General features: G+C 67.0%; 12 protein-coding genes and 2 pseudogenes. 4 read left to right on the plus strand and 10 right to left on the minus strand.

What is annotated here, in order from left to right; genetic code table 11:
• Positions 1-204: 204 nt before the first annotated feature.
• From VZL07_RS07795 to VZL07_RS07810, 4 genes are all read right to left on the minus strand, one after another.
• Positions 205-924 carry a hypothetical protein gene (locus tag VZL07_RS07795; RefSeq protein ID WP_426757255.1) on the minus strand — a complete coding sequence of 240 codons (720 nt, stop codon included), beginning with the start codon at positions 922-924 and terminating at the stop codon, positions 205-207.
• A gap of 617 nt (positions 925-1541) precedes the next feature.
• Positions 1542-2345, minus strand: coding sequence for a DNA alkylation repair protein (locus tag VZL07_RS07800; protein ID WP_426754729.1), 804 nt, complete (start codon positions 2343-2345; stop codon positions 1542-1544).
• A 133-nt stretch (positions 2346-2478) separates the two neighbouring features.
• Positions 2479-3063 carry a hypothetical protein gene (locus tag VZL07_RS07805; protein ID WP_426754730.1) on the minus strand — a complete coding sequence of 195 codons (585 nt, stop codon included), beginning with the start codon at positions 3061-3063 and terminating at the stop codon, positions 2479-2481.
• Between the two features lie 301 nt (positions 3064-3364).
• Positions 3365-4132, minus strand: coding sequence for a hypothetical protein (locus VZL07_RS07810; protein ID WP_426754731.1), 768 nt, complete (start codon positions 4130-4132; stop codon positions 3365-3367).
• 243 nt (positions 4133-4375) lie between these two features.
• Here VZL07_RS07810 and VZL07_RS07815 point away from each other — a divergent pair.
• The 3 genes and pseudogenes from VZL07_RS07815 to VZL07_RS07825 all read left to right on the plus strand — a co-directional run.
• A pseudogene (locus VZL07_RS07815) lies at positions 4376-4921 on the plus strand (transposase); the annotation flags it as partial.
• Between the two features lie 352 nt (positions 4922-5273).
• A complete protein-coding gene (locus tag VZL07_RS07820; RefSeq protein ID WP_426754732.1) occupies positions 5274-5480 on the plus strand; it encodes a hypothetical protein in 207 nt (68 codons plus the stop codon).
• 342 nt (positions 5481-5822) lie between these two features.
• Positions 5823-6110: a hypothetical protein gene (locus tag VZL07_RS07825; protein ID WP_426754733.1), complete on the plus strand. Its 288-nt coding sequence runs from the start codon at positions 5823-5825 to the stop codon at positions 6108-6110.
• Between the two features lie 432 nt (positions 6111-6542).
• Here VZL07_RS07825 and VZL07_RS07830 read toward each other — a convergent pair whose 3' ends face one another.
• Positions 6543-8237, minus strand: a complete 1695-nt coding sequence (locus tag VZL07_RS07830) for a flavin monoamine oxidase family protein (protein ID WP_426754734.1) — start codon at positions 8235-8237, stop codon at positions 6543-6545.
• A 656-nt stretch (positions 8238-8893) separates the two neighbouring features.
• Here VZL07_RS07830 and VZL07_RS07835 point away from each other — a divergent pair.
• On the plus strand, positions 8894-9496 hold the full coding sequence (locus tag VZL07_RS07835; RefSeq protein WP_426754735.1) for a hypothetical protein: 603 nt from the start codon (positions 8894-8896) through the stop codon (positions 9494-9496).
• A 209-nt stretch (positions 9497-9705) separates the two neighbouring features.
• Here the strand turns inward: VZL07_RS07835 and VZL07_RS07840 are convergent.
• The 5 genes and pseudogenes from VZL07_RS07840 to VZL07_RS07860 all read right to left on the minus strand — a co-directional run.
• Positions 9706-9846 (minus strand): annotated as a pseudogene (locus tag VZL07_RS07840) (IS256 family transposase); the annotation flags it as partial.
• A gap of 221 nt (positions 9847-10067) precedes the next feature.
• On the minus strand, positions 10068-10658 hold the full coding sequence (locus tag VZL07_RS07845; RefSeq protein WP_426754736.1) for a GrpB family protein: 591 nt from the start codon (positions 10656-10658) through the stop codon (positions 10068-10070).
• Between the two features lie 532 nt (positions 10659-11190).
• Complete coding sequence (locus tag VZL07_RS07850) at positions 11191-11973, minus strand: hypothetical protein (RefSeq protein WP_426754737.1); 783 nt, start codon at positions 11971-11973, stop codon at positions 11191-11193.
• A 323-nt stretch (positions 11974-12296) separates the two neighbouring features.
• Entirely contained in the window at positions 12297-13079 is a 783-nt protein-coding gene (locus VZL07_RS07855) for an endonuclease/exonuclease/phosphatase family protein (RefSeq protein ID WP_426754738.1), read from the minus strand.
• Between the two features lie 572 nt (positions 13080-13651).
• Complete coding sequence (locus VZL07_RS07860; RefSeq protein ID WP_426754739.1) at positions 13652-15910, minus strand: RCC1 repeat-containing protein; 2259 nt, start codon at positions 15908-15910, stop codon at positions 13652-13654.
• Positions 15911-16690: the final 780 nt, after the last annotated feature.

A 16690-nucleotide genomic window follows, 5' to 3' on the forward strand; every position in this document is an offset into this window, starting at 1 on the left:
GCCGACCAGGGCATCCGTGGGCGCAAAGGGCGGGCACGGCCCTGACACCGCCTCGGCGCACGGCAGTGCTCGCCCCAGCCGCCTCCTCCTGGCACCAGCCCGCCGCACTGCAAGAGGGCTCCCATTCCGCCGATACGTGTCGGTTACCAGCTCGACTGGAGCGCCGCTGGTCCGCCAGCGTCAGGGGGAGGCACTCTCCCAGGTTCAAACGCGATGGCTGCCGTCGGTGTCGTCAGGGTCCGCATGGACGACTGCTCCGCCCATTCCAACACCACCAGCGCCGGCACCTCCTCCGCCGCCGGCACCACCGCCCCCTCGTCCGCCACCCTTGTCGCCGCCCTTGCCCCCTCCTCCGCCGCTGGGACGCAATGGGCCCTGGTCGGGAATCGCGAGCCCATCGGGGATGGGCTCGAGGTCGAGCGCCCGGCGGATGAAATCGCGCAGCGACACGACCAGCCGCGCGGTGCCGACCTTGCGCCCGGCGACCATGTCCGCGGCAGCCTCCGCGGCGAGCCGCACCTGCTCCTCGGTGCCGAGCAGCATCACGTCCGACAGCGCCGCCTCGACCGCGTCGCGCGTGCGCCGACGGCGTTCGAGCGCCGGGTGGTCGAGCGGCGACGCGAGCACGAGGCCCGGGTCGGGTTCCTGCTCGAGTGGCTCGCCAGCCGCGAGCCGACGGCGCATGTCGCGCAGGTGGGTCGGGTCCACGACGAGCTCACCGGTGAATGAGCCGCCGAGCGTCTTGTATGCGGCGATCAGCGTCTTCAGCCGCTCGTTGATCTGGCGGTTCTCGCGTTCGCGCCGGCGCTGCACGGTCTGCATCACCACCAGGCGGATGCTGACGACGACCAGCGACACCAGCACGAGGCTGGCCAGCGTCGCCGCGAGGCCACGCCAGGAAGTGAAGTCGAGAGAGCTCATCATCGCCACGACGATAGCGCGTCCACCGCACGGTCGCCTCGACGCGCTCGCGTGTACCGCTGACCTGTCTTGCAGAGGAAGCGCTGCCGAACCAGCTTGGCGCATCCTCGCGCGTATCGACGGCTTCTGCTCCGGCGAGAAGCGCTGAGCAAAACGCCGTTCTGGGAGGCTGGAGCGAGCGCCCCCGCGCCGCGGGATTGGGATATTTGACGAGGTAACCAAGCGGTACAAGCTCACGGGCCTCGACTCGAAGGACAAGCAACTCGAGGACGCGCGGGTCTGCGTCGACGCACGCCAGCCCAATACGTTCAAGGAGAAGTCGTAGGCATCCAGCCTCCGAGCAGACCCGGCCCCTGGCTTCCGGCCAGGGCCCCTACTTCGAGGTTCGGGGCAGCCGGCATGGAAGCTCCTGCTTTCGCCGTCGCGCCCCTGCGATTCCGCCCGGATGCGCCCGCCGTGGCGCTCCTCGATACCGCGGGCAACCTTCCCCCCAGGCCCAGCACACCACAGGAGAGGCCATGCGCCCGGCCGAGGCGCTCGAAGCTGCGCTCCAGCTTCTCCGCCGGAACCCTCCGCCCCGTACAACAGCGCCTCGGGAATCGCCGCTGAATCCGCCGACGTCAGCGCACCCGCATTCCGGCGGATGACTTCTTCGCGGCGCTCTTCTTCCTGGCCGAGGCGGTTTTCGCCTTTGCGGCCGCCGGCTTCCCTTCTCCTCGCGTCGCCTTCGCCTTTGCTGCCGCCTCCATCGCCTTTCGGGCTTCGGTCTTCTCACCGTTCCGCAGCGCGAGCGCCGCGGCGATCCACTCCGGTGCGTAGCTCGAAGTACACCCCTTCGGAATCGGGCGCGGGTCCCAGCGACCGAGGCGCTCGCCGATGGCGATGGCCTCCGAGGTGTACGCGGGCAGGTGGAGGCCAATCCAGACCAGGCAGAAGTTGATGCCCTCCTTCACCCGGTACGGTGCGTCCGGGAGCTCACGCTCGATGCGCTCCAGCGTCGCGCCTACGTCGAGCTCCATCTCGAGTCCTCGTGCGATGCGCCCGGCAAGAAGCTTCCATCCGGCACGGCGAGGAAGCTCCTTGCGGCCGTCCATCCACTTTTTCTGGAGCCTCGGGGCGACGGGCGCAAGAACGAGCACGCGACTGACGAGCTCGTCGACCAAGGTCTGGTTCGAGAGTGGCTCGAGGAGCCCGCGTGCCTCCTTCTCGGTGAGCGCCGCGGGGTCGAGCAGCATGCACGCGAGGATGCGCGCATCGTGATTGCCGGTTTCCCACAGCTCCAGTCCGAGCCCGTGGTTCGTCCCCAGCGTCGCTGCGAGGCCACGGATCTTGCCGAGCAGCACGCCGAAGACATTGTCGCCCGCCCCGTCGCGCACGTAGCGCTGGCGCACCTTCTCGTCACCCTGGCTTTCGAGCTGCTTCATCACCTGGGACAGCGTCATCGTTTTCGGCATGGGGAGCACCTCGGCGGGCGGTGGATTGAGAGCGGCCGGAAGGGTGACACGACAGGCGCCCACGGTCGAGGAACGCTTCCAGGCACTGCCAACACGCAGAGGCTCAGAGCCAGTACTGGCGAGTGAAGCACTCGGCTATCCAACGCTCCACCTCCTTTCTGTCGCGGGAGTCGCGTGGGCCAAGAGCGGCGTTGCCAAGCTTCTCCCGGAGGCGAGCGATCTCCGATGAGCAGTCCCGGGTTTGCACCAGCGTTCCGCCCTCGAAGAGCAGTTCGTGCACCGTGCGGAACTTCCATGCAGGGTGGAAGCCCATGTGCACATAGAGCTCCCGGATGAAGTCGGCAGCGAGGAGGAGTCCTCCAGTGAAAGGGGCGTGGGCAGACAGCGTACTGTAGGCGAAGCAGTGGAACTGCTCCGAGTAGACGGGTTGCTGTTCGAACAGGGAAGGCCCCTTGCCGTTCTGAGCTGCGCTCGCCTCCTGGGCGGATAACCCAATGTAGAGCTGCTGGAGGCGCAGCGACTCGGCGATGACCTCGTAGGTGCACCAGTAGCCGCGATGGCAGTCCGTCGAAATCATCGCAGGGGAGAGGCCGTGCCGCTCAGGCTCGAAGAGGCCCTCTCCGCGCTCAGCCGCGAGGACAAACTCTTGTCCTTGGAAGATGAGGGTGTCGCTGATTTGTGCGGTCATGGCACCTGCAGTGTAAGCTGGTGCCACTTCCCGAGGACAGGGCCACCCTGTGCAGAGCGTCGCCCACCGTGGCACCACGGGGGCGACCATCAGTGCAGCGTCGATGTCTCGCCCAGCTCGCGGAGGCCGAGTTCCTACTGCTCCGGGAAGATGGGCGGCAGAGCTTCCACCAAGTCCACGAAGTGGGTGTGGGCGGACTTGAGGTAGTCGAAGAGGGCGCGCAGGCGCTGGCGCTCCACTTCGCACCGGCCACTCCGACACGAGCGGGAGTGGCCGGCGCCTTCTCAAGACATGCGACGCGTCACCACTTCTCGACTGCAGAGATGATGGATTCGATCATCCCGGCAGTGATTTCCTTGCTCACGTCGACAAGAGCGCCCTCATGGCCATGAAACAGGCCTCCGGCCTTGCTGTAATCAACGCCAAGGGAGACCTGATAGGGAATGAGGACACTGGTCAGGGGATTGCCATGGATGTAGGGACCAATCCAGGGCGGCCACGGGCCAGGATCATCCGGTTGCGGCCTTCCCACGGCGCTCCCGAGGTTCGTCAACGCGATGGTCGCAACCTCCTCCCCGAGCACCGGCTCGATACTGCTGGAGAGCTGCTGCGCGTACCAGGCATTGAGCGCCTCCTCTTTGTACTCGATGTCGAGCCCATGCCAGTCCCGCATGCGAATGGCCTCCGCGAGCACCCGGTTGCCCTGATAGAGCGCCAGCGCGATCTTCTCCTCGTCGCGCGAGAAGATCAGCTCCCCGAACTTCTCGAAGAACTCCGGATCGCGCTCGTCGATGAGCTCGATGAGTACGTCGTACTCACCTTGAATCAGCTTGAGGTGCTCGCTCTTCAGGTCGAGGCGCGCGAGGCTGAAGTTGTCGCGAAGCTCGGGAATGCTCTCGGCCACCACCCCGTCGGCCAGAATGAGGCCGCGGAAAATCTCTCTGATTTCGTGGATGACACCACCAGACGCCTCCGCTTCGGAGGAGGCACGTGCGTGTGCTGGCGCCCCCGCTCCGGCGACAGCGGCCAGGAGCGCGCAGCATATCAGCGAGCGAATCGAATGTTGCATGCAGCCCTCTCGATCCAGGTTGTGAATGCTCAGACTCAGTGAGCAGCGCCAACACTAATCCAGACAAGCAAATCCAGTCAAACCCGCCAACATCGGAGCCAGCTTCACGTTCGCAGGCCGGGCCGTGGCTCACACGCTGCGCCCACGCAAGCCACGGCCCGGATCAACCGCTGCTGCAGATGCTCCAGGTGAATTTGCCTCGTTTTCGAACAGTCCCATCCGCTGTGCGTAAAGGCCCCCACGATGCCGAAGACACATCCTCCTACGACCCGGAGTTCCGGCAACGCATTGCTAAGCTGCACCGGGCTGGTCGGTCCGCGAAGAGTCTGGCGGCCGAGCTCGACTGTACCGAGCAGAGTATCCGCAACTGGAGCAAGCAGACGGGTGGTGCTCCCAGCAGCGCTCACAAGCCCGGCTCCGGCGCGGACGAGAAGGCCGAGTTGGAGAAGCTGAAGTGCAAGGTACGCACTCTGCGGGAGGAACGCGGCATCCCAAAAGAGCCGCGGCCTGGTTCGCTCAGGAGGCCGCGGCGACGCCCAGGCGGCGTACCGACTCGTGGGGGCGAACCAGACCGTTCATGCCGTTTCCACCCGCTGCCGCGTGCTGGGTGTCTCGTCAGAGCGGCTACCGTGCCTGGCGTACGCGGCCGCCCTCGAAGCGAGCCATGGCCGACGACGCCCAGCTGAGCGAGCGAATTCTCGCCATCCATTCCAAAAGTCGCGAGACGTACGGGGACCTCGCATCCACGCGGAGTTCGCCACCGAAGGCGTCCGCGTCGGCCGCAAGCAAGCGCTACCTCATTCCCGCCGCTGATGGCATCCCGGCCTTGGCCCACGCGTATCGCCATGAAGCGGGCCAGTGGAGGCACCTGGAGACAACGGTAGTCAGCTTCCATGAAATGGGCGGCGCCACGGCCACGGGGACGAACGCCCTCGCGACGGCGAGCCGCCTGACGTCCTCCATCTCCACGCCGGACCCGGACCGGCTCGCGGAGTCCGAGCTGGAAAGGGCAACAAGGACGCAGCCCGGTGAACGCGGTGGTGCCGGAGCTCGGCCACACCGCCTACGGCATGTGGGTGTCCATGGAGGCGCAGCGGGCCCGCTCTACGCCTGGAAGGCGGTGGGTGAGTTCCCCTCACTCATGCTCCCGCTGCGCTGGGAGATGAACGGCAAGCTGGTGGAGCCAGAGCAGCTCGCGCTAGCGCCCACGTCGACCGTGGCGCTGCGGTTGCGCGGGCGCCTGCTGCTCGTCGCCGCGGCTCGGTCCGCCCGCTTCTACGACGCGAAGACCAAGAAGCGCCTCGCCGCCCTCAAGGGAGTCCACAGCACGCGCTTCTGGCCCAAGTAGTCCCGGAGGCCGCGCGCTGCCTCGCGCCGCTGGCGGGGCTGCTGCTCCGGACGTTCGCACCGGATGGCTCCGCCTGCTCTCGGTGTGGAGGCCGCAGGAGGGCGCTGGCGTACCTGTAGGCCCCCCGCGCAGTGAGCGCCATTCTGGAACACCTGGAATTGCCCTCGCGACCTCCGAAGCGGACCCCGGCACGAGAGCCGCACCAGAGCATGATGTGCACTGAGTGCTCGCCCTCGCGGACAAGGTATCTAGCTTGCGGTGGACGCTCCCCGCGACTGGAGTCCGGTATCTCCTCGCATGCCACTGGATGATGTCCAAGCAACACCAGACGGAGGCATCACCATGATGAACCGGATGAAATGGCTGGCGGGAGTTGCAGTGCTGCTGACGGGCGTGGCCTGCGGGCCCATGGAGGCAGGCGAGGAACCAAAACCGGACACCGAGGCCGACATCCCCGAGGTCAACGACGTCAACGACGTCAACGCTGCCTCCACGGTACCCTGTTTGACGCAATGTCTGCTCGAGCTGCAGTCGTGCCTGCCGCCCTGTCTCGACAGCGGAGCAAATACATACTGCGTCACCTACTGCGTCAACACGTATACGGCCTGCACCGCTGCCTGCGTGCTCTGACGACTTCCGTGTGAGGCCGTTCCTTCTCGGGGGCATGGACTCCGTGGAAGTCCACGGCTCCATGCCCCCGATGTGATGGAAGGGCGCTGGGTACGAGCGTACGGCGACAACGCAGAGGCACGCAGTGGAGTCAACCTGGGCACCGAGGCGGGTGATGCCCAAGCGTCTTCAATGACATCCACGTGGAAGCTCCGGAAGCCGACGCAAGACATCGACCTCCGGGGCCCAAGGCCACAAGCTCGAATCCTGTATCACGCGCAGAGCAGACCCTGGAGCTGGCTGGGAGCTCGCGGTTGACGTCGTGCAGCGCCGCCGAGCCCCGCACCACCTCCGCCGTCGGCCCCTCGCGCTGCACCAGTTCATCCGGCGTCTCGGACTCGCATGGTGTGGCTCCAGGGCCACCAGGGCCTTTTCCAGGCCTGAGCCCGCGCCTCATCCCGCGCGGCGCTGGCGCCTTTGGAGGCGGACGGCGTCCAGCCAGCGCCCATGCTGTTGCGCGAGCCGTGCCCGCTCCAGGATGCGCGCGCCGGGCCCCAATCGCTCCTCGGTGCGCACGCCCAGGTCGGCGGCCACCTCGGCGGCGGCCATGGCGCCGGTGAGGGCAGCGCCCTCCATGTAGCCCTGCGCGTCCAGGCTGGTGTGCTCGCCGCAGAAGTGCAGGTTGCCCACGCGCTCGATCTCCGAGCCCGCCACCGTCGTGTACTGCCCGACCTTGTAGGCCGCGTAGCTGCCCTTCGTGAGCGGATAGGTGGGCCACACCATCCGCGACACCCTTCCGTTGGACGCCGTATTCACGCCCGGGAAGACGCGGTTGAAGCCCTCGATGAAGTCGGCGGCCTGCTGCTCGGGTGTGCCATTGCCGATGTCGAAGCCCTTCTGGCCACCGACGAAGTTGGTGATGATGCCGCTCTGCCCGGGCTGCAGGCGGCTCGTCTCCCACGTCTGCATGTAGCCCACGTCCGTGTACGTGCTCCCGTCCGAGCGGTACTGTGTGCGCCACGGCCGCGAGGAGAAGCCCACCATCAGCTTCGAGTTGGTGCCGTAGCCCAGCTCCGCGATGGCCCGCCGCTTCACGTCCGGCAGCGTCACGCGCAGGTCCACCTCGCGAAGCAGCGTGAAGGGCAAGGCGAGCACCACATGGTCCGCCGTCACCTCCTCCGTACCGCCGCCGCCCTTCTCGAAGGAGAGCCGGTAGCGCCCGTCCGACAGCGACTCCAGCCGCGTGAGTCGACGCTCCAGGTGGAGGGCGGACGCGTCCAGCGCATCCGCGAGCTTCTGCGTGAAGGTGTCATTGCCCTCCTTCGCGTGGAAGCGCTCGTCGGATTCGCCGAAGAGCTCCAGCCGCGTCGTGTCCGTGGAGATCAAGGTGAGCAGGTTGAGCGAGTTGGAGACGTCCGTCTCCAGGCCGAACTCGCCCGTGTAGGCCACCTCCAGGAGCTGCCGCGCCGGGTTGCTCGTGGGGATGTCTTGCTGGTCCAACCACGCGCGGATGGAGAGGGCGTCGAGCGCCCCGGCGCCGTTAGGGTCGCGGTACGTCGGTATTGCGTCCGGGTCCGTCATCGTGCCGAGCGCACCGTCGATGGCCAGGGCGATGGGCTCGAAGCCGCGGAGGAGCTCCTCGTCCGTGAGCGTGCGTCCGCCGAACCAGGCCACGAGCTGCGCCAGCGTCGTGTCGTCCTGCAGGTAGTCGAGCAACTCGATGCCCAGCTCCGCCGCCAGGTCGTGCATCGTGACGTGCCCGGTGTCGATGAGCTCGCCGCCCAGCTCGCAGTGTTGGCCCTCCGGGAAGGTGGTGCGGTCGGTGAACATGCGACCGCCGAAGCGCTTCGCCGCGTCATAGACGAAGGTCGAGACGCCGAGCTTGTTCAACCGGTAGGCGCAATGCAGCCCCGCCATGCCGCCGCCCACCACCACGACGCGCTGGGACGGGTCCGGGTCGCCGCCACAGGCCGTGAGCGCCAGGGCCCCCGCTGTGCCCGCAGTGAGGCGAAGGAAGTCGCGACGGTGGAGACGCGCCTGCTCACGCCGGAGCGCGGCGTATTCGGCGGGAGGGATTCCCGCGGCCAGCGCGCCGCGCACGGTGCGCAGCGTGCCCAGGACGAAGTGCATCATCGGGGTGCGAGCCATGCTGCCTCCTGGTTCAAAGACAGTCATCCTTGGAAACCACCCGCGCCCCGTCGAACGCTTCAAATCCGCCAATGTCTTTCAGTCTTCATCTCGCCCCGGCGGTGTGGCGGATTGAACAGACAACTGCCCCAGAGGGCCGGGGTCGGCATGGCGGCGGACAGCTCGCGCACCCGTCGGGTCCGTCCGGACGAGCCGCTGGCCCCAGGCCATCAGCAGCTTCTCCACGAGGTCGTCGCTCAGCGCAGCTCCGAGCGTTGGCGCGGGCACCTCGTAGCCCGTGTCCAGGGGAAGAGGAAGGCGGCAGGTGCGCGCGGTAACAGCTCAAGGTCATGGGGGCCTCAATCGGGACGCATTGACGTCCACGACTGAGGGGGACGATTGGGGAGGCATTGGCCTGGGACTCCCGGCCAAAAAGGAAGGGCGGTGTGACGCTGGGTGAAGCGGGCGGCAGCGCACACTCCCTGCCTCGAGGGCAGGGGCGCTCCCTCCTCGCCGGCGGAGTCGGGACGCTCACCGCGGAAGCGGACGCGCGCCATCGGGCGAGCCGTACACGGTCGACAGGATGCCCGCTGATTTAATGCAACGGTGTCGCGCGGCCTGTCTCTTCCAGTCAGCGGGGGAAATGGTTGCTCCCCGAAGACTCCTGAGAGGACGAAATGAAGGCGGCGACACGGTACCTGGTGCTTCTCTCCATGCTGGTGGTGGGCTGTGGTGACACGAGCAAGGGGGAGGTGGACGGAGAGGGGGACGGGGACGGAGATGGCACGGACTCCGCGCTCAAGTGTGACACCGTGGGCTGGTGCACCACATGGGCTTCAGACGGCTCGGAGGTGACGGATGCTCCCCCGCTGACGGGAGGCACGCTGAGCGACGGCCTCTATCGCAGGGAGCGCGGCACCAGCTATCCGTTCGCCATGCTCGTCAAGGGGAAGTCCATCCTCTTGCTGGAGGAGGAATGGTGGAACGATTTGGGGACATGGAAGGTGGAGAATGGCCGTCTGGTCATTACCATCACGAGCCGTTGCACCAACACCGAGACTGAAACCTCGCACGACCCCTGGACCTGGACCCATGCCTTCGCGGTCAAGGACGGCGTCCTCTTCACGCAGAACCTGGACTACAGCGACATGCCCATCGTTGCCTGGCGCAAGGTGGAGTCGCTGTGCGAGGAGAGCGCCTCGTTCAAGTGCATGGAGAGCAACTGCGCCTGCGAGTTCACGAGGAACACGCCCATCTACGGTCAGAAGAGCTGCTTCTGAGCATGGGCCTCGGTGAGGGCTCCTCACGGAGAGGCCCCCCATCTCCCTTCTCCTGAGGGGAGGTGCCATCCTCGCGCCCCTCCGAACTGACGGGACGTATCGACCGCTTCGTGGATGAGCGAATGCAGCAAGGCCACGTGCGCGAGCTCCAGTCCCGAATCCTGTATCGTTGGTTCGGAGAGGGCGGGGAGGAAAGCTCCTTGGAGGCATCAAGCAGCAGCAGTGCCTGGGGTTGAGCTCAAGAGAGACATGTCGAGGTCGCCGCGGTCGTCCCAGACGCCGGCGCCTTCGAGGGCGACCGCGATGATGAGGCGAAGCGCGCTGGAGCGGTCTGGGAAGGCACCGGCAGCATCGTCAGCCTCGCTTTCTCACCGGACGAGCCTGTCCGACTCTTCAGGGGGCTACCCCCCCCCCGCTGGGCACACGCCGGCCCAAGTGGCCCATGCAGACCGCAGGAGCGTGGGCTTGCAGGTGATGGGTGCTCAGGTCTGCTCGCGAGCAGACCCATCATGGGCGCGAGGCTCGAAGTCACGCTGCCGGTGGGCTGACGACGACCGGCACGCGTCATCCCTCAGCGAATCCAGCCCGCCGCTCGAAAGACCCGCGCGTAGATGTCGCGGATCACCGGCTCCTTTCGGCGGTTGTACTCCATCACATCGTCCATGCCTTCGGCGGCGATGTACTTGACCGCTGCGTAGCGCTGCCGGTCGTCGTCGTGCTCACGCAACCAGTCGCGGAACATGGCATGGCGAATCACCTCGGGGCAGTCCGGGCCGAACACATGCAGGTTCACGCGCGGCGCGGCGAGCCGCAGGCAACGGTGCTGATGCCAGGACGGCTCGCGGACGATGAGGTCGTAGCCCAGGCTTTCGAGGGCAGGCACATAGTCGTCCTCGCGCGTGGGGTCGGCGACGACGAGGTCGATGTCGATGACGGGCTTGGCGGGAAGACCCGGCACGGCGGTCGAGCCGACGTGCTCGACCTGCATGGCCGATGCGCCCATCACCCCCCGGATGGCCACGGCGAGCTCCGCGTAGCGCGCCGGCCATCCGGCGTCATAGGGAACGACTTCAACCTTCTCCGGCGCGGGTTTTCCTTTGACCCAGGGGTCCTCGTCTGGGTTGGCATCGTGATGACGCATGATGTCTTCGGGGCGTGGCATGCCTGGCATTCTCCTTCGGCTTCCCGTTGAGGCCCATGAGAAGATTGAAGTTGGCCTGTTCTCGCGGAGTCCCACTCGCTGTGCGAAAAGGACCCCACGATGCCGAAGACACGTCCCCCATATGACTCGGAGTTCCGGCAACGTATCGACTTTTCCAATGGGCCCATTACGTTCACCAGGTCACCCCGAGGTCACGAAGGGTCTGGTACGTAGCAGGATGGGGGTGGCCCTCCGCATCCGTGGAGGCCGGGCCATGCCGCCAGCGCCGGTGCAGACCTGCCCCGGCCGGGGAGCCCGGCGGGCGCGGACTTCATTCCTGGCGCCCGGGGAACCTGAAGGCTTTCGGGTTGTCAATGACAGCCAGCGTGATGGCACCTGCGTTCCCTGCCCTACTGCTTGAGCGCAAGGCCATCGCGCCAGGAGGGAATCGCCGCGCCGGCCTTGGAGTGGTAGGCTGACCCTTCATGCGCGCGACCAAGCGGGGCAGTGCGTCCCTGGACGCGAGTACGGGCAACGGTCCGGGGGATTACGATTACCCGGGGATTCGATGAAGCGGAGCGCAGTGTGGCGCCTCTCGCTGGAGCACTTCGCGCATTGCCTCGGCACGCGCCGTGTCACCTGCACGCGTATAGGCAACGCGGAGCCCCCAGGCACTCAGCAGACGGACCATGGCCAGTGGGGTCTTCTCGTGATGCTGCTCCAGCACCTGGAGTGAGGCAGGGTTCGCCGTGCCGGTGAGCACCTCTCCAATGCTCACACAAACCTCGAAAGAAGCGCGGCCCTGCACCGAACCGATGACCGAGCTGGGAAGGTCAATCATGGAGAGGGCTTCCTTCGCCAGCGCGAGCCCCTGCGCGGGCGCGTTCTCGCACAGCATCAGGATGGTCCCCTCGCTCGCGCGTTCCATCGCTCGGACGATGGGGGGACGCCCCGCCCAGTCGACGCTCGACAGCTCCCGGCGCGCTGAGGCGGCGTCACCGTAGAAGGCATAGGCCAGGGCACGCGAGTTCGCGAGGTAATAGGCGCCATCCGGCAACCGGTTGCTCGGCGCGAGAACCTGTTGGTAGACAGCGAGTAGCGCGCTTGGGTCAGGATGCAGAAAAGCCACGGTGGACCTACGACGCGCCGACCGGGCCTTCCAGAAGGCAAAGGCCATGAGCCCCGCCAGGAGCAAGACGCCGAACAGCAAGACGGAGCCCACCTGCGAACCGGCGCGACCGAGCGCCTCCGAGGAGGGCGGCCCCGGCGGCTTCCTACCACTGAACATGAAATAGAAGATGGCGTACGCGGCGATCAAGAACGGCCATAGCTTCATCCAGCGTTTCCAGGGTAAGCCAGTACTACTCTGACGAACTGACTCGAGATAGCGCGCGTTCTCTTCACGGGACATGTAAGCACTGTAGCCTGTCGCGCACACAGCGCCACGGACGCAGGGCTTGTCCCGGCAGCATCCCTCTCACACTTCGAGCATGTGGGCCGCAGGTGTCCTCAACTCGCAAGGGCACCTGCTGCGCGCCCTACCGGCCGCGGCTGTGGCGTCAGCGGCCGGAGCTGGGCCGCGGAGTCCAACGTCGCAGCCTCCGACTCCGTGCAGGCGGACGACATCGTAGAGCGCTGACGCGAGCCTTGTGAATGCGACTACGGCGCCGGAACGGTGATGTTCATCTTCACCGGACGATGTGAGTTGTCACCGGTCCGCGGGAGGAACTGGAGCCCCCGGGTGCTGATGGCCTGGGACACGTATAAGCCATCGATGCGCAGCCCGGTGTCCGGACCACGCGGCTTCAAGCCCGTGCGTGCGCCAATATCATTCGGGTCGCTGTCCACCACCTTGTTCCAATCCCCGCCCAGAACGAGCAGCGGGTCACTGCGGTTTGCGAATGCCACCACACTGTCCGCCATCCGGGCGTAGGGGCTGCCCGGGCCCGTCTGGCAGCGTGGGGGTGGCATGTGCAGCGACGCGAGACGAACCCAACGGTTGTTATGGAGTTGCACGTCCACCCTGGCTATCCACCGGGTCATGATGACGCCATCCGGGCAGGGACTGGCGTCCACCCCTTTCACCAGCTGCAGCTCGCCGATTCGCTTCACCGCGGACTTGCGGATGATGACCGCGCTCCCCTGCCGGTCCTCCGACGAGGTGTCCTGACGAACCGCCCATCCGTCTCCAAGGATGTCGCGCATCCGGACGTACTTCACCTCCTGCAAGAACACGATGTCCGCCTCGGGGCCAATCGTGTTCCAATCCCTGCGAGCCGCCTCGGCCCGGTGAAAATCAAGGTTGGCCGTCACGACACGCAACTGCTCCTGCGCCATCGCCGCCGGCAACGGCGCGGGCTGCTCCACGCGAGCCCACGCCGCGCCGGACGCCACCATCACCGCGAGAACCGCACCTGTCAGGGCTGCCCACCGCTTCATCATCACACCTATCGCATTCGGAGAATGGCGTCATCACGGCGCCGACACCCAAAGCACAAAATCAATGATTATATTAAAAACCACGAATCCCACCGCCTTCGCCGTGAGCCGCCTGAGAGGCATTCCATGAGCGCACGGACGGACGCTTGCTCAAGGTGTCTGGCTTCCACGTCGAGGCCGCGTTGCCCCGGAGCGCCGTCGGCATCATCCGCACGCCGCACCGCATCAACCGCCGTCGGGCAAACGCTCCCGCTCGTCGAACACCACTCAAGCAGCGGTGCTCCCATCTCGATGTCATTCCCCATGAGCCTCCCCTGGAAGCCCCCGTGAGATGTTGGTGCGTGCTGCACGCCTGCCGAAACAGTGCGTTGAGCGGTTGGCCGGGCCGCGTCCAGAGCTGGCGGGGCAAATGGCTTCTCGTGCTGGTGCCATCTTCGACGTGCCGTTGTGCGTCCCCGAGCGCCCTCACCGATGGGGACTCGGCACATGCGGTCGTGGGCCGGCGGCGCTGGACCGGGACACGTCACCGCGAGCGGCCGTGGAGGCCCCCTGCAGAGGTCCCCATATCGGCTGCCTCAGTAGAGCAGCGAGCGCAGCGGGACCGTGGCGAACACGGGACGACCGCTGCCGAGCTGTCCATGGGAGTTCCAGCCCCACGCCCAGACCGTTCCGTCCGTGCGCACTGCCAGGGAGAAGGTCTCGCTCGCGGCCACGGACGTCGCGGTGAAGACGGAGGTGCCGTCAGCCGCCATGACAGGGACCGGGGCCAGCGAAATTGCATCCATCGGCGCGGCGGTGCCCAGCTCACCGTAGCCGTTGAGTCCCCACGCGAACACCCCTCCATCCGAGCGGGCCGCCAGCCCGTGATAGCGGCCCGGTGACGCGACGCCGCCCCCGCTCCAACCAGGGACCTGCGTGGGGACCCGACGGTCGAGCTGCGTGCCGTCCGCGAGCTGCCCATACTCGTTGTCCCCCCAGCCCCAGAGCGTGCCTCCCGAGCGCACCGCCATGGACGAGAAGCTCCGGGCGCTGATGGACTGCACATTCGTCAGCCCCGACACCTGCACCGGCGTCAGCCGGTTCGCGCCCGAGCCATCACCCAGCTCTCCAGAGAAGTTGCTTCCCCATGCCCACACCGTGCCGTCCGAGCGCAAGGCCAGGGAGTGGTACATCCCCGCCGCCACCGCGACCACCTTGGACACGCCCGGCACCAGCACCGGCGCGAAGCGCGTCGTGGTTGTCCCATCCCCGACGCTGCCATGAGCATTGTAGCCCCAGGCCCACACGGTGCCGTCCGAGCGGAGCGCGAGCGCGTGGAAGTTGCCCGCCGCCACCGCCATCACATTGCCCAGGCCGAAGACCTGCCCCGGGACGTCCCGTCCGTCCGGGGTGGAATCCCCCAACTGCCCATAGGTATTCGAGCCCCACGTCCACACCGTGCCATCCGAGCGGACCGCCACCGAATAACTGCTGGCTGCCGCCACCGCCCTCACTCCCGTGAGCCCCGACACGGCAACCGGCACGCTGCGAATGGAGCGGGTGCCATCCCCCAACTGGCCGGAGCGGTTGTCACCCCAGGCCCAGACGCTGCCATCGGAGCGCACCGCCAGCGCGTGGGCGTCACCCGCGGCCACCCGGGTCACCCCATTGAGCCGCGTGGCGGGCGTGGGCACCGGGCGGGTGATTTCCGTGCCGTCGCCCCGAGCACCGGTTCCTCCGTCCCCCCAGGCCCACAGCGACCCGTCCGAGCGCACCGCCATCGAACGGCCGCTCCCCGCGGCCGCCGACACCACGCCTGTCAGCCCCTGGACCGCGACTGGCGAAAACCGGGTCGTCTGACTGTCATCACCCAACTGCCCATACAGGTTGTAGCCCCAGGCCCACAGCGTTCCATCCGAGCGCACCGCCATCGAATGCCACGAGCCCGCTGTCACCGCCACGGCGCTGTCCAGCCCGGGCACCTGCACCGGCACGGCGCTGAAGGTCGGCGTCCAGGTGCCGATTCCCAGCCGGCCATTACCGTTGCTCCCCCAGGCCCACACGAGCCCATCCGAGCGCACCGCCAGCGAATGGTCGTCTCCTGCGGCGACGGACACGACCCCTGTCATTCCCAAGACGGAGCCGGGGGAGAAGCGGTCCACCTGGGTGTTGTCCCCGAGCTGGCCGACGTGATTCCTGCCCCAGGCCAGGAGCGTCCCATTCGCGCGCAGCACGATGGAGTGCTGGCCGCCCACAACCCCCAGGAGCGCATTCGTGATGCCCGGCACCTGGACCGGCGTTGAACGGGACGTCGTGCTCCCAATGCCCAGGTTGCCGTGACTATTGGAGCCCCAGGTCCACACCGTGCCGTCCGAGCGCACCGCCAGCGAATGACTGTCTCCCGCGGCGACGGACACGATGCTCTCCAATCCCGGCACCTGGACCGGCACCCGGCGGGACGTCGTGTCTCCCGTCCCGAGCTGACCGTGGCTGTTGTTGCCCCAGGCCCAGACCGTACCATCCGCGCGTAGGGCCAGGGAAAAGCTCCGGCCCGCCGAAACCGACAACATGCCGCTCAGCCCCAACACCTGGACCGGAGTCACGCGGGTGAAGACGGTGCCATCCCCGAGCTCACCCTGGCTGTTCCCCCCCACCGCCCACACCGTGCCATCCGGACGAATGGCCAGGGAATGGCTCAAGCCCGTGGCGACCCGGTTGTAGGTCGAGGACAGCGATAGCGCATCCGTCCCCTGAAGCCCGCCCGCCGCCAGGGCTGGGCCGCAGAAAAGACATGACAGAAACGCCAGACAGGCCCAGCGAAGCCGGGCGAACTCAAGACGCATCGTTGAATGCATGTTCAGGCTCCAGTTTCGACGAGGAATGACTTTCAGGCAATTCCGGACAAACCACTAACACACATCAACTGAAGGCAGCGAGCCCGTCACCCCACCGCCGGGACCTGGCAGTGGTGCGATGGTCCATCCGAGTCCAATGGCCAACACTCAACTCCAAATTCCTGCCATGGGTCGCCCTGCTGGCTCACGATTCGAGCAAGGCGGGCCTCGCAGCAGCGCGCGTAAGGAAGTCCATCCGGTGAACCGGCTCTGTCTTCAGCGTGAAGAAGGAGCTCCTGACGACGGCGTCGTCCCAGTAATTGCCTTGCGGCCCATGCTGCACCGGCTGCCTCGATCTGCCGGCGCTCGCTGGGAGTCCTCACAGCCGCGCTGACTGCCTCGGTCCGCATGGGGCAGCAGCCCTCGAGCACCATACCGAGTGCCACCAGCACCCCATGCCAGTCGCAGCACTCTCCCGTAGCCCGAAGCCGGGTTCGAGCGTTGCGGCCTCGCGGTGCAGTGGGCCCGGTCGCCCCCGACGCGGCACTCGAAAGCGGAGGCCAGGTCCGCCCCATCGCACATGGCGCGCTCTCACGAGAGCACCACGCGCTACTGACTGAAGCCGGTGCGCCCGTAGCCGTTCGACGTTTCGTTCGCGAACGAAAGGCGCACCGCTTCTGGACGTGCGGCTACCGGGCCTGCCAGTTGAGGTGCCAGCCCCAGGTATTGGCCTGGGCGGGGGTGATGAGCCTGTCCCAGTTCCGTGGCGCTCCTGCACCACGTGTGGTTCCCCTCGGAGGA

It is taken from the genome of Pseudomyxococcus flavus, assembly GCF_050038885.1.
Taxonomy (GTDB): Bacteria; Myxococcota; Myxococcia; order Myxococcales; family Myxococcaceae; genus Myxococcus; species Myxococcus flavus.